The organism is Pseudomonas sp. RSB 5.4 (assembly GCF_037126175.1).
GTDB lineage: Bacteria > Pseudomonadota > Gammaproteobacteria > Pseudomonadales > Pseudomonadaceae > Aquipseudomonas > Aquipseudomonas fluorescens_H.
Genome location: NZ_CP146986.1, coordinates 3,896,343 through 3,910,000, shown reverse-complemented (window position 1 = coordinate 3,910,000; position 13,658 = coordinate 3,896,343). Strand labels below are relative to the sequence as shown.

Here is a 13,658-nt window from a genome sequence, read left to right as displayed (position 1 = left end):
CTGCGCAACGTTAATCGACGCAGGGTTAGTCGGTCCCTAAGGCGAGGCTGAAAAGCGTAGTCGATGGAAAACAGGTTAATATTCCTGTACTTCTGGTTATTGCGATGGAGGGACGGAGAAGGCTAGGCCAGCTTGGCGTTGGTTGTCCAAGTTTAAGGTGGTAGGCTGAGATCTTAGGTAAATCCGGGATCTTAAGGCCGAGAGCTGATGACGAGTTACCCTTTGGGTGACGAAGTGGTTGATGCCATGCTTCCAAGAAAAGCTTCTAAGCTTCAGGTAACCAGGAACCGTACCCCAAACCGACACAGGTGGTTGGGTAGAGAATACCAAGGCGCTTGAGAGAACTCGGGTGAAGGAACTAGGCAAAATGGCACCGTAACTTCGGGAGAAGGTGCGCCGGTGAGGGTGAAGGACTTGCTCCGTAAGCTCATGCCGGTCGAAGATACCAGGCCGCTGCGACTGTTTATTAAAAACACAGCACTCTGCAAACACGAAAGTGGACGTATAGGGTGTGACGCCTGCCCGGTGCCGGAAGGTTAATTGATGGGGTTAGCTAACGCGAAGCTCTTGATCGAAGCCCCGGTAAACGGCGGCCGTAACTATAACGGTCCTAAGGTAGCGAAATTCCTTGTCGGGTAAGTTCCGACCTGCACGAATGGCGTAACGATGGCGGCGCTGTCTCCACCCGAGACTCAGTGAAATTGAAATCGCTGTGAAGATGCAGTGTATCCGCGGCTAGACGGAAAGACCCCGTGAACCTTTACTATAGCTTTGCACTGGACTTTGAATTTGCTTGTGTAGGATAGGTGGGAGGCTTTGAAGCGTGGACGCCAGTTCGCGTGGAGCCATCCTTGAAATACCACCCTGGCAACTTTGAGGTTCTAACTCAGGTCCGTTATCCGGATCGAGGACAGTGTATGGTGGGTAGTTTGACTGGGGCGGTCTCCTCCTAAAGAGTAACGGAGGAGTACGAAGGTGCGCTCAGACCGGTCGGAAATCGGTCGTAGAGTATAAAGGCAAAAGCGCGCTTGACTGCGAGACAGACACGTCGAGCAGGTACGAAAGTAGGTCTTAGTGATCCGGTGGTTCTGTATGGAAGGGCCATCGCTCAACGGATAAAAGGTACTCCGGGGATAACAGGCTGATACCGCCCAAGAGTTCATATCGACGGCGGTGTTTGGCACCTCGATGTCGGCTCATCACATCCTGGGGCTGAAGCCGGTCCCAAGGGTATGGCTGTTCGCCATTTAAAGTGGTACGCGAGCTGGGTTTAGAACGTCGTGAGACAGTTCGGTCCCTATCTGCCGTGGACGTTTGAGATTTGAGAGGGGCTGCTCCTAGTACGAGAGGACCGGAGTGGACGAACCTCTGGTGTTCCGGTTGTCACGCCAGTGGCATTGCCGGGTAGCTATGTTCGGGAAAGATAACCGCTGAAAGCATCTAAGCGGGAAACTTGCCTCAAGATGAGATCTCACTGGAACCTTGAGTTCCCTGAAGGGCCGTCGAAGACTACGACGTTGATAGGTTGGGTGTGTAAGCGCTGTGAGGCGTTGAGCTAACCAATACTAATTGCCCGTGAGGCTTGACCATATAACACCCAAGCAATTTGACTACTCGAAAGAGCATCAGATTGCGGTGTGTGAAGACGCAATGAACCGAAAGTTCGCGATGCTCACAAGACACCTGTATCACATACCCGATTTGCTGAAGCGAGGCCAACAGGTCGCGAGTCAGTACCCGAATTTCTTGACGACCATAGAGCGTTGGAACCACCTGATCCCATCCCGAACTCAGAAGTGAAACGATGCATCGCCGATGGTAGTGTGGGGTTTCCCCATGTGAGAGTAGGTCATCGTCAAGATTAAATTCCGAAACCCCAATTGCGAAAGCAGTTGGGGTTTTGTTTTGCCCGCAGGAAAGTGGTTTGCTTGATTTCTATGCAATCGCCCGGCTCATGGCTATTATTCGGGCCTCATTGTGAGGCGAGACCTGCATGCTGACGTTGTTGAATCTTTTGAAGGATGGTCGATTCCATTCTGGCGAGGCTCTCGGGCTTGCCTTGGGTATCAGTCGGAGTGCGGTATGGAAGCAGCTTCAGCATCTTGAGGCTGAACTCGGGTTGTCCATTAACAAAGTGCGGGGCAGAGGCTATCAGCTGGCTGCGCCCTTGACGCTGCTCGATCCTCTCAAAATTGGTGCCTTGGCACCGGTTTGGCCAATTACAGTCTTTGATTCCATTGATTCCACCAATGCAGAAGCGCTACGCGCGATCAATCAAGGTCGAGTGGCACCGTTCCTGGTATTGGCAGAGCGGCAGATTTCTGGTCGTGGCCGCAGGGGGCGTAAGTGGGTAAGCCCCTTTGCTGAAAATCTCTATTACAGCCTTGTCCTGCGCATCGAAGGTGGCATGCGCCAGCTTGAGGGCTTGAGTCTGGTGGTCGGTTTGGCGGTTATGCATACCCTGCGAAAGCTGAGCGTGTCGGGCGCTGGATTGAAGTGGCCCAACGACGTGCTGGTTGGAAACAAGAAAATCGCCGGTATCCTCCTCGAGCTTGTAGGTGATCCAGCAGATGTATGCCATGTGGTGTTGGGTATAGGCATCAATGTAAACATGCAGATTGCTGATGAGGTTGACCAGCAATGGACATCGATACGGCTGGAGACAGGCAAAAGTTGTGATCGCAACGTCTTGGTGGCTGAGCTGAGCGAGCAACTGCGCGGCTATATCCAGCGCCATCAGGTCGATGGCTTTTCGGCGCTCCAGGAGGAGTGGGAGAAGGGGCATATGTGGCAGGGTCGACCGGTTTCTTTGATTGCCGGCGTTAGTCATATAGAAGGTGTAGTGCTCGGCATTGATGGTCAAGGTGCGTTGCGCCTGATGGTGGATGGCGTGGAAAAAGTATTTAGTGGTGGTGAGCTCAGCCTGAGGTTGCGTGATGATTCTTGAGCTCGACTGTGGGAACAGCTTTATCAAGTGGCGCGTATTGAGTACTGCGGCTGGAGGTCTTTTCGCGGAAGGCGTGGTCGACTCGGATCAAGCGCTGGTGGATAGCCTGCGTGCATTTGACGGCCTATTGCTGCGCAAATGTCGCTTGGTCAGTGTCAGAACCGGTGAAGAAACGGCCGCGCTCAGTCGGACTCTTGAGCAGACGTTCGGCGTTTCGGTCGTGTGTGCCAAGTCGGCCAGTGAAATGTCTGGTGTCAGGAATGGCTATGACGACTATGAGCGTCTGGGGCTGGATCGCTGGTTGGCGATGCTTGGTGGTTTTCACCTGGCTGCAGGCGCCTGTCTGATTCTGGATTTCGGCACTGCTGTGACGGCGGATTTTATTAATGCTGAAGGGGAGCATCTCGGCGGTTTTATTTGCCCTGGGATGCCATTGATGCGTAATCAGTTGCGCACTCACACCCGGAATATCCGTTACGGAGATTTGGCCGCTGAGCGAGCTTTGACGAGTCATGCCCCGGGGCGGAGCACTGTCGAGGCGGTGGAGCGTGGATGCTCCTTGATGTTGAGAGGATTTGTCCTGACCCAAATGGAAATGGCTCGATCCTATTGGGGGGAGGGATTCACCGTCTTTATTACAGGTGGCGACGCTGGATTGGTTGCGGACGTCGTGCCTGATGCTCGGATTGTTCCTGACCTGGTGTTTGTAGGGCTGGCCATGGCGTGTCCTTTATCTTGAGGTTTGTATGCGTTGGTTGTTCCTGCTGCTTGTTGTACTCAATGTGTTCTATTACGTCTGGCATCAGCAGGAAGCGCCCTTGCGTGCAAAAGATGTCACGCCTCTCAGCATGTACCGTGGATCTCAGCAAGACATTCGCTTGCTGAGCGAAGCTGGTGGTGACTCCCGAGAAGTGCCGGGCGCGCGCCGCGCCGGACAGGATTGTCTGTTCTTGGGCGGTTTCAGTCGCGAGGAGGGCGTTTCCGGACTGCAGCAGCGGCTGGTGGCCATGAATGTGAAGGCTCAACCATTGCAAAAGGATCTCCCTGAGCCTGGTTACTGGTTGCGCATTGCGCCCGAAAGCCAGCGTTTATTGGGGGATGTGCAGTTGCAGAACCTTTCCAAGGAATTCAATGAGTTAAAACATAAAATAATGCTGTGTGAAGGGGTTGCACCGCTGGAATAGTTTGCATAGAATGGCGCCCGCTCCACAGCGAACACCTAAACAGGTTGTCAAAGCGGAGCAGTGTCAATGCAGCTAACCTCAGGTTTTTAATGAGAAAATGCTTGACAGAAGGTCGGCATAGTATAGAATGCCGGCTCGCTTAGGAGGGGTTCCCGAGCGGCCAAAGGGATCAGACTGTAAATCTGACGTCTACGACTTCGAAGGTTCGAATCCTTCCCCCTCCACCATTTTTAGCGTGAGCTGCAAGCTCCGCGGGTATAGTTTAGTGGTAGAACCTCAGCCTTCCAAGCTGATGATGCGGGTTCGATTCCCGCTACCCGCTCCAAGTTTGCAGGTTGTGCAAAGTGTTACGCTCTTGTAGCTCAGTTGGTAGAGCACACCCTTGGTAAGGGTGAGGTCAGCGGTTCAAATCCGCTCAAGAGCTCCATATAACAAGGCAGATATGAAAATATCTGCCTTTGTTTTAATGGTAGATATCGTTCGTCTAATTCTTCTGTTGAGGGTGTTATCGATGGCTAAGGAAAAATTTGATCGTTCCCTGCCCCACGTCAACGTAGGGACCATTGGTCACGTTGACCACGGTAAAACCACTCTGACCGCTGCTCTGACTCGCGTCTGCTCCGAAGTTTTCGGTTCGGCCGTAGTTGAATTCGACAAGATCGACAGCGCTCCAGAAGAAAAAGCTCGCGGTATCACCATCAACACCGCACACGTTGAGTACAACTCGCTGATCCGTCACTACGCTCACGTTGACTGCCCAGGTCACGCTGACTATGTGAAGAACATGATCACCGGTGCTGCTCAAATGGACGGCGCTATCCTGGTTTGCTCGGCCGCTGATGGTCCGATGCCACAAACCCGTGAGCACATCCTGCTGTCCCGTCAGGTAGGCGTTCCGTACATCGTGGTTTTCCTGAACAAGGCTGACCTGGTAGACGACGCTGAGCTGCTGGAACTGGTTGAGATGGAAGTTCGCGACCTGCTGTCCACCTACGACTTCCCGGGCGATGACACTCCAATCATCATCGGTTCGGCTCGTATGGCGCTGGAAGGCAAAGACGACAACGAGATGGGCACCACTGCCGTCAAGAAACTGGTTGAAACTCTGGACAGCTACATCCCAGAACCAGTTCGTATGATCGACAAGCCATTCCTGATGCCAATCGAAGACGTATTCTCGATCTCGGGTCGTGGTACTGTTGTGACTGGTCGTATCGAGCGCGGTATCGTTCGCGTTCAAGATGCACTGGAAATCGTTGGTCTGCGCGACACCACCACCACCACCTGCACCGGTGTTGAAATGTTCCGCAAGCTGCTCGACGAAGGTCGTGCTGGCGAGAACTGCGGCGTTCTGCTGCGTGGTACCAAGCGTGACGACGTTGAGCGTGGTCAGGTTCTGGTCAAGCCAGGTTCGGTTAAGCCGCACACCAAGTTCACCGCAGAAGTTTACGTTCTGAGCAAGGAAGAAGGCGGTCGTCACACTCCGTTCTTCAAGGGCTACCGTCCACAGTTCTACTTCCGTACTACTGACGTGACTGGTAACTGCGAGCTGCCAGAAGGCGTTGAAATGGTAATGCCAGGTGACAACATTCAGATGACTGTTACCCTGATCAAAACCATCGCGATGGAAGACGGTCTGCGTTTCGCTATCCGTGAAGGCGGTCGTACCGTCGGCGCTGGCGTCGTAGCTAAAATCATCGAATAAGCGGTTGTAATGTATTTTTCGGGCCGGCATAATGGTCGGCCTGATTTTGTTTTAGGTCAGTAGCTCAATTGGCAGAGCGACGGTCTCCAAAACCGTAGGTTGGGGGTTCGATTCCCTCCTGACCTGCCAGATTCACTCGGTGTGTCTGGCTTTCTTTTCACAGGATCTTCATAGATGACTCCTAAGGCTGAAGCTCAAGGCTCTCGCTTCGATCTGCTCAAGTGGCTTGTAGTAGTTGCTTTGGTGATTGTTGGCGTTGTTGGCAATCAGTATTACGCTGCTTCGCCGATCCTGTACCGTGTACTCGCTTTGCTCGTAATTGCTGCTGTAGCTGCCTTTGTAGGCCTGCAGACCGCAAAGGGCAAGTCGTTCTTTGTACTGGTTAAGGAAGCTCGCACCGAGATTCGTAAAGTCGTATGGCCAACTCGCCAGGAAACCACGCAGACAACGTTGATCGTTGTTGCTGTGGTTATCGTTATGGCGTTGCTGTTGTGGGGTGTTGACTCCCTGCTCGGCTGGCTTGTTTCCTTGATTGTCGGCTAAGGGTGTCCCGTGGCTAAGCGTTGGTACGTTGTGCATGCTTACTCGGGTTACGAGAAGCATGTCATGCGCTCGCTGATTGAGCGCGTAAAGCTGGCTGGCATGGAAGATGGCTTCGGCGAAATTCTGGTTCCCACTGAAGAAGTGGTTGAAATGCGTAATGGCCAGAAGCGCAAAAGCGAACGCAAGTTCTTCCCAGGTTATGTGCTGGTACAGATGGATATGAACGAGGGTACTTGGCACTTGGTCAAGGATACTCCTCGGGTGATGGGCTTCATTGGCGGTACCGCCGACAAGCCCGCTCCAATCACCGACAAAGAGGCGGAAGCCATTCTGCGTCGCGTGGCCGATGGTAGCGATAAGCCGAAGCCGAAGACTCTGTTTGAGCCGGGTGAGGTGGTTCGTGTTACTGACGGCCCATTCGCTGACTTTAACGGCACTGTCGAAGAAGTTAACTACGAAAAGAGCCGTGTCCAGGTGGCAGTGCTTATTTTCGGTCGCTCTACCCCGGTAGAGTTGGAGTTCAGTCAGGTCGAAAAGGTCTAGCTGAACAAGCATCCCAACCCCGCAGCCCTAGGCTGTGGGGTTTTGTCGTCACTGGGATAAACGCGCAAGTAACCGGGGAGCCTTTCGAGGCGTTCGAACCCGTAATTGGAGTGCCTCATGGCCAAGAAGATTACCGCTTACATCAAGCTGCAAGTGAAGGCCGCTCAGGCTAACCCAAGCCCACCTGTTGGTCCTGCTCTGGGTCAGCACGGCGTGAACATCATGGAATTCTGCAAGGCTTTCAACGCCCGTACTCAGGGTCTTGAAGCAGGTCTGCCGACTCCAGTGATCATCACTGTCTACAGCGACCGTAGCTTCACTTTCGAAACCAAATCCACCCCTGCTTCGGTTCTGCTGAAGAAGGCGGCCGGTCTGACCAGCGGTTCCGCTCGTCCGAACACCGTTAAGGTTGGCACTGTTACCCGTGCTCAGCTGGAAGAAATCGCGAAAACCAAAAACGCGGATCTGACTGCAGCTGATATGGATGCAGCCGTGCGTACTATCGCCGGTTCTGCTCGTAGCATGGGCCTTAACGTGGAGGGTGTGTAATGGCTAAGCTGACCAAGCGTCAAAAGGCTATCGCCGGCAAAATCGAAGCAGGCAAGGCCTACAACATTGTAGACGCTGCTGCTCTGCTGGCTGAGCTGTCGACTGTCAAGTTCAGCGAGTCGTTCGACGTTGCTGTAAACCTGGGTGTAGACCCGCGTAAATCCGACCAGGTTGTTCGTAGCGCTACTGTGCTGCCACACGGCACTGGCAAGACCGTTCGCGTTGCTGTGTTCACCCAGGGTCCAGCTGCTGAGGCCGCTCTGGCTGCCGGCGCTGACCGTGTAGGTATGGACGACCTGGCTGCCGAAATGAAAGGCGGCGACCTGAACTATGACGTAGTGATCGCATCCCCGGATGCCATGCGCGTTGTAGGTCAACTGGGTCAGATCCTCGGTCCACGTGGCCTGATGCCTAACCCGAAAGTCGGCACCGTAACTCCAGACGTAGCCACCGCGGTTAAAAACGCCAAGGCTGGTCAGGTTCGTTATCGCACCGACAAAAACGGCATCATCCACACCTCCGTTGGCAAGATCGGCTTCGATGCCGTCAAGCTGAAGGAAAACGTTGAAGCCCTGATCGCTGATCTGAAGCGTATCAAGCCGGCTTCCTCGAAAGGTATTTACGTCAAGCGCGTCACCCTGAGCACCACTATGGGCCCAGGTCTGGTTATCGACCAGAGCTCGCTGGACGCGTAAGACAAAGGTTGGTGCGATTATTCGCGCCAATTGAAAGATTGGGGTCCCTGCCTGGCGGGGGCTATCCAAGACCGTAGGCGGCGCAAGCCTTAAACCACAAGCCTACGCAGATGGTGCTCCCGGTTCCTTACCGAATCAGACACCAAAACGACATTCGGTTTCGATCGAGTGAAACGGTAACAAGCAGGAGTTAAACCCGTGGCAATTAATCTCGAAGACAAGAAGGCCATCGTCGCTGAAGTCAACGAGGCTGCCAAAGTCGCTCTGTCCGCTGTCGTGGTTGATGCACGTGGCGTAACAGTAGGCGCAATGACCGGACTCCGTAAAGAGGCTCGTGAAGCTGGCGTTTACGTACGTGTTGTACGTAACACCCTGCTCAAGCGCGCTGTTGCTGACACTGAATACAGTGTTCTCAACGACGTGTTCACCGGCCCGACCCTGATTGCATTCTCGAACGAACATCCGGGCGCTGCTGCCCGTATCTTCAAAGAGTTTGCCAAGGGTCAGGACAAGTTCGAGATCAAGGCAGCTGCGTTCGAGGGCAAGTTCCTCGCAGCTAATCAGATCGACGTACTGGCAACTCTGCCGACCCGTGACGAAGCAATTTCTCAGCTGATGAGCGTGATTCAAGGCGCTACCAGCAAATTGGCTCGTACTCTGGCGGCAATTCGCGACCAGAAAGAAGCTGCTGCAGCCTAAGGCTCGTCAACTTCTCGCGTTTTTTGTTTATTTCGATGGTCGCGTAGGCCGTCCCCCAATTCAGGAATTGAGTCATGTCTCTGACTAACGAACAAATCATCGAAGCAATCGGCCAGAAATCCGTAGTGGAAATCGTTGAGCTGATCAAAGCGATGGAAGAAACCTTCGGCGTTACCGCTGCTGCCGCTTCGGCTGGTCCAGCTGCTGCTGCCGCTGTTGTTGAAGAGCAAACCGAGTTCAACGTTGTTCTGCTGGAAGCTGGCGAGAAGAAGGTTAACGTGATCAAGGCAGTTCGTGAACTGACTGGTCTGGGCCTGAAAGAAGCCAAAGAGAAAGTAGACGGCGCTCCTCAGGTTGTAGCTGAAGGCGTTTCGAAAGAAGCTGCTGAAGACGCTAAGAAGAAGCTGGAAGAAGCAGGCGCTAAAGTCGAACTGAAATAAGTATCGACTTTGCTCCTCCAGCCCGAGCGTCAAGCGACAGGCTGATGGCTGGTGGCTCTTGCCACCGGCCTTTTTCCGTTATTGGCAGCCGACTGGGTCGGTGCTGATAAAGGTGCTGTAACCACCCGATGCGGTGGCGCAAACCATGGGGTTTGCACGATTTTCTGGCTGCTCCCGTCGGGAGGGGCCAAACAAGCAGGTGACCAAGCTGGGGAACGCTGATGGCTTACTCATATACTGAGAAAAAACGTATCCGCAAGGACTTTAGCAAGTTGCCGGACGTCATGGATGTGCCGTACCTCCTGGCCATCCAGCTGGATTCGTATCGTGAATTCTTGCAAGCGGGAGCGACTAAAGATCAGTTCCGCGACGTGGGCCTGCATGCGGCCTTCAAATCCGTTTTCCCGATCATCAGCTACTCCGGCAATGCTGCGCTGGAGTACGTCGGTTATCGCCTGGGCGAACCGGCATTTGATGTCAAAGAATGCGTATTGCGCGGTGTAACTTTCGCCGTACCTTTGCGGGTAAAAGTGCGCCTGATCATTTTCGACAAAGAATCGTCGAACAAAGCGATCAAGGACATCAAAGAGCAAGAAGTCTACATGGGCGAAATCCCATTGATGACTGAGAACGGTACCTTCGTAATCAACGGTACCGAGCGTGTTATCGTTTCCCAGCTGCACCGTTCCCCGGGCGTGTTCTTCGACCACGACCGCGGCAAGACGCACAGCTCCGGCAAACTGCTTTACTCCGCGCGCATCATCCCTTACCGCGGTTCGTGGCTGGACTTTGAGTTCGACCCGAAAGACTGCGTGTTCGTGCGTATCGACCGTCGTCGCAAGCTGCCGGCCTCGGTATTGCTGCGCGCGCTCGGCTACACCACCGAAGAAGTGCTCGACGCGTTCTACACCACCAACGTATTCCACGTTAAAGGCGAAGGTCTGAGCCTGGAACTGGTGCCTCAGCGTCTGCGCGGTGAAGTGGCTGTCCTCGATATCCAGGACGATAAAGGCAAGGTTATTGTCGAGCAGGGCCGTCGTATTACTGCCCGCCACATCAACCAGCTGGAAAAAGCCGGGATCAAAGAGCTGGATGTGCCTCTGGACTACGTCCTGGGTCGCACCACCGCCAAGGTCATCGTGCATCCGGCCACCGGCGAAATCCTGGCAGAGTGCAACACCGAACTGTCGACTGAAGTCCTGGCGAAAATCGCCAAGGCCGGCGTCGTTCGTATCGAAACTCTATACACCAACGACATCGACTGCGGTCCGTTCGTCTCCGACACGCTGAAGATCGACTCCACCAGCAACCAATTGGAAGCGCTGGTCGAGATCTATCGCATGATGCGTCCAGGCGAGCCGCCAACGAAAGACGCTGCCGAAACCCTGTTCAACAACCTGTTCTTCAGCCCTGAGCGCTATGACCTGTCTGCGGTCGGCCGGATGAAGTTCAACCGTCGTATCGGTCGTACCGAGATCGAAGGTTCGGGCGTGCTGTGCAAGGAAGACATCGTCGCGGTACTGAAGACTCTGGTCGACATCCGTAACGGTAAAGGCATCGTCGATGACATCGACCACCTGGGTAACCGTCGTGTTCGCTGCGTAGGCGAAATGGCCGAGAACCAGTTCCGCGTTGGTCTGGTACGTGTTGAGCGTGCGGTCAAAGAGCGTCTGTCGATGGCTGAAAGCGAAGGCCTGATGCCGCAAGACCTGATCAACGCCAAGCCAGTGGCTGCGGCGGTGAAAGAGTTCTTCGGTTCCAGCCAGCTCTCGCAGTTCATGGACCAGAACAACCCGCTGTCCGAGATCACCCACAAGCGTCGTGTCTCTGCACTCGGCCCTGGCGGTCTGACTCGTGAGCGCGCAGGCTTTGAAGTCCGTGACGTACACCCGACTCACTACGGTCGTGTCTGCCCGATTGAAACGCCGGAAGGTCCGAACATCGGTCTGATCAACTCCCTGGCTGCTTATGCCCGCACCAACCAGTACGGCTTCCTGGAAAGCCCGTACCGCGTGGTGAAAGAGGGTGTGGTCACTGACGAGATCGTGTTCCTGTCCGCCATTGAAGAAGCCGATCACGTGATCGCGCAGGCTTCGGCGACCATGAACGACCAGAAAGTCCTGATCGACGAACTGGTAGCCGTACGTCACCTGAACGAATTCACCGTCAAGGCGCCGGAAGACGTCACCCTGATGGACGTATCGCCGAAGCAGGTAGTTTCGGTTGCAGCGTCGCTGATTCCGTTCCTCGAGCACGACGACGCCAACCGTGCGTTGATGGGTTCGAACATGCAGCGTCAAGCTGTACCAACCCTGCGCGCTGACAAGCCGCTGGTAGGTACCGGCATGGAGCGTAACGTGGCTCGCGACTCCGGCGTTTGCGTCGTGGCTCGTCGTGGCGGCGTGATCGACTCTGTTGATGCCAGCCGTATCGTGGTTCGTGTTGCCGATGACGAAGTTGAAACCGGTGAAGCTGGTGTCGACATCTACAACCTGACCAAATACACCCGCTCGAACCAGAACACCTGCATCAACCAGCGTCCGCTGGTGAGAAAGGGTGATCGCGTTCAGCGTAGCGACATCATGGCCGACGGCCCGTCCACCGACATGGGTGAACTGGCACTGGGTCAGAACATGCGCATTGCGTTCATGGCATGGAACGGCTTCAACTTCGAAGACTCCATCTGCCTGTCCGAGCGTGTGGTTCAGGAAGACCGCTTCACCACGATCCACATTCAGGAACTGACCTGTGTGGCCCGTGACACCAAGCTTGGCCCAGAGGAAATCACTGCAGACATCCCGAACGTGGGTGAAGCTGCACTGAACAAGCTGGACGAAGCCGGTATCGTTTACGTAGGTGCTGAAGTCGGCGCAGGCGACATCCTGGTAGGTAAGGTCACTCCGAAAGGCGAGACCCAACTGACTCCGGAAGAAAAACTGCTGCGTGCGATCTTCGGTGAAAAAGCCAGCGACGTTAAAGACACCTCTCTGCGTGTACCTACCGGTACCAAGGGTACTGTCATCGACGTACAGGTCTTCACCCGCGACGGCGTTGAGCGTGATGCTCGTGCACTGTCGATCGAGAAGTCCCAGCTGGACGAGATCCGCAAGGATCTGAACGAAGAGTTCCGTATCGTTGAAGGCGCGACCTTCGAACGTCTGCGCTCCGCTCTGGTAGGCCACAAGGCTGAAGGCGGCGCCGGTCTGAAGAAAGGTCAGGACATCACCGACGAAGTTCTCGACGGTCTTGAGCATGGTCAGTGGTTCAAACTGCGCATGGCTGAAGATGCTCTGAACGAGCAGCTCGAGAAGGCTCAGGCCTACATCGTTGATCGCCGCCGTCTGCTGGACGACAAGTTCGAAGACAAGAAGCGCAAACTGCAGCAGGGCGATGACCTGGCTCCAGGCGTGCTGAAAATCGTCAAGGTTTACCTGGCAATCCGTCGTCGCATCCAGCCGGGCGACAAGATGGCCGGTCGTCACGGTAACAAAGGTGTGGTCTCCGTGATCATGCCGGTTGAAGACATGCCGCACGATGCCAATGGCACCCCGGTCGACGTCGTTCTCAACCCGCTGGGCGTACCTTCGCGTATGAACGTTGGTCAGATCCTTGAAACCCACCTGGGCCTCGCGGCCAAAGGTCTGGGCGAGAAGATCAACCGGATGGTCGAAGAGCAGCGTAAAGTTGCTGAACTGCGCACCTTCCTGGACGAGATCTACAACCAGATCGGCGGTCGTAACGAAGATCTGGACAGCTTCTCCGATCAGGAAATCCTGGATCTGGCGAAGAACCTGCGTGGCGGCGTTCCAATGGCCACTCCAGTGTTCGACGGTGCCAAGGAAAGCGAAATCAAGGCCATGCTGAAACTGGCAGACCTGCCGGAAAGCGGCCAGATGCAGCTGACTGATGGCCGTACCGGCAACAAGTTCGAGCGTCCAGTTACCGTTGGCTACATGTACATGCTGAAGCTGAACCACTTGGTAGACGACAAGATGCACGCGCGTTCTACCGGTTCGTACAGCCTGGTTACTCAGCAGCCGCTGGGTGGTAAGGCACAGTTCGGTGGTCAGCGTTTCGGGGAGATGGAGGTCTGGGCACTGGAAGCATACGGTGCTGCATACACTCTGCAAGAAATGCTCACAGTGAAGTCGGACGATGTGAACGGCCGTACCAAGATGTACAAAAACATCGTGGATGGCGATCACCGTATGGAGCCGGGCATGCCCGAGTCCTTCAACGTGTTGATCAAGGAAATTCGTTCCCTCGGCATCGATATCGATCTGGAAACCGAATAACACGTGACGCGATCGAGAGCGGGGCAGGATTGCCCGCTCTCTGCTCCGCCAGGAGGAA

General features: G+C 54.8%; 11 protein-coding genes, 4 tRNA genes and 2 rRNA genes (1 of these 17 only partly in view). All 17 read left to right on the top strand.

Going from position 1 to position 13,658, the window contains the following annotated elements; genetic code table 11:
* Positions 1-1,590, top strand: a 23S ribosomal RNA gene (locus V9L13_RS17740) (it extends 1,302 nt beyond the left edge of the window).
* Between the two features lie 155 nt (positions 1,591-1,745).
* A 5S ribosomal RNA gene (gene rrf, locus V9L13_RS17735) occupies positions 1,746-1,861 on the top strand.
* A 132-nt stretch (positions 1,862-1,993) separates the two neighbouring features.
* On the top strand, positions 1,994-2,947 hold the full coding sequence (birA, locus tag V9L13_RS17730) for a bifunctional biotin--[acetyl-CoA-carboxylase] ligase/biotin operon repressor BirA (RefSeq protein WP_338800123.1): 954 nt from the start codon (positions 1,994-1,996) through the stop codon (positions 2,945-2,947).
* Positions 2,937-3,686: a pantothenate kinase gene (locus V9L13_RS17725; RefSeq protein WP_003228764.1), complete on the top strand. Its 750-nt coding sequence runs from the start codon at positions 2,937-2,939 to the stop codon at positions 3,684-3,686. Before birA ends, V9L13_RS17725 begins: the two co-directional genes overlap by 11 nt.
* Before the next feature lie 7 nt (positions 3,687-3,693).
* Entirely contained in the window at positions 3,694-4,131 is a 438-nt protein-coding gene (locus V9L13_RS17720; RefSeq protein WP_338800122.1) for a hypothetical protein, read from the top strand.
* A gap of 142 nt (positions 4,132-4,273) precedes the next feature.
* Positions 4,274-4,358, top strand: a tRNA-Tyr gene (locus V9L13_RS17715).
* Between the two features lie 24 nt (positions 4,359-4,382).
* Positions 4,383-4,456, top strand: a tRNA-Gly gene (locus V9L13_RS17710).
* 26 nt (positions 4,457-4,482) lie between these two features.
* Positions 4,483-4,558, top strand: a tRNA-Thr gene (locus V9L13_RS17705).
* An 84-nt stretch (positions 4,559-4,642) separates the two neighbouring features.
* Positions 4,643-5,836 (top strand): elongation factor Tu, encoded by a 1,194-nt coding sequence (gene tuf / locus V9L13_RS17700; protein ID WP_024164425.1) that lies wholly within the window; start codon positions 4,643-4,645, stop codon positions 5,834-5,836.
* 53 nt (positions 5,837-5,889) lie between these two features.
* Positions 5,890-5,965 (top strand) — tRNA-Trp (locus tag V9L13_RS17695).
* 45 nt (positions 5,966-6,010) lie between these two features.
* Complete coding sequence (gene secE, locus V9L13_RS17690; protein WP_003228759.1) at positions 6,011-6,379, top strand: preprotein translocase subunit SecE; 369 nt, start codon at positions 6,011-6,013, stop codon at positions 6,377-6,379.
* Between the two features lie 9 nt (positions 6,380-6,388).
* Positions 6,389-6,922, top strand: coding sequence for a transcription termination/antitermination protein NusG (nusG, locus tag V9L13_RS17685; RefSeq protein WP_025113545.1), 534 nt, complete (start codon positions 6,389-6,391; stop codon positions 6,920-6,922).
* A 117-nt stretch (positions 6,923-7,039) separates the two neighbouring features.
* Positions 7,040-7,471 carry a 50S ribosomal protein L11 gene (rplK, locus tag V9L13_RS17680; protein ID WP_003228756.1) on the top strand — a complete coding sequence of 144 codons (432 nt, stop codon included), beginning with the start codon at positions 7,040-7,042 and terminating at the stop codon, positions 7,469-7,471.
* Positions 7,471-8,166 (top strand): 50S ribosomal protein L1, encoded by a 696-nt coding sequence (gene rplA, locus V9L13_RS17675; RefSeq protein WP_003228754.1) that lies wholly within the window; start codon positions 7,471-7,473, stop codon positions 8,164-8,166. The genes rplK and rplA overlap by 1 nt, the downstream gene beginning before the upstream one ends.
* Positions 8,167-8,364: 198 nt before the next feature.
* Complete coding sequence (rplJ, locus tag V9L13_RS17670) at positions 8,365-8,865, top strand: 50S ribosomal protein L10 (protein ID WP_003228752.1); 501 nt, start codon at positions 8,365-8,367, stop codon at positions 8,863-8,865.
* 74 nt (positions 8,866-8,939) lie between these two features.
* Complete coding sequence (gene rplL, locus V9L13_RS17665) at positions 8,940-9,305, top strand: 50S ribosomal protein L7/L12 (protein WP_003228750.1); 366 nt, start codon at positions 8,940-8,942, stop codon at positions 9,303-9,305.
* A gap of 221 nt (positions 9,306-9,526) precedes the next feature.
* Positions 9,527-13,600 carry a DNA-directed RNA polymerase subunit beta gene (rpoB, locus tag V9L13_RS17660; protein WP_003228748.1) on the top strand — a complete coding sequence of 1,358 codons (4,074 nt, stop codon included), beginning with the start codon at positions 9,527-9,529 and terminating at the stop codon, positions 13,598-13,600.
* Positions 13,601-13,658: the final 58 nt, after the last annotated feature.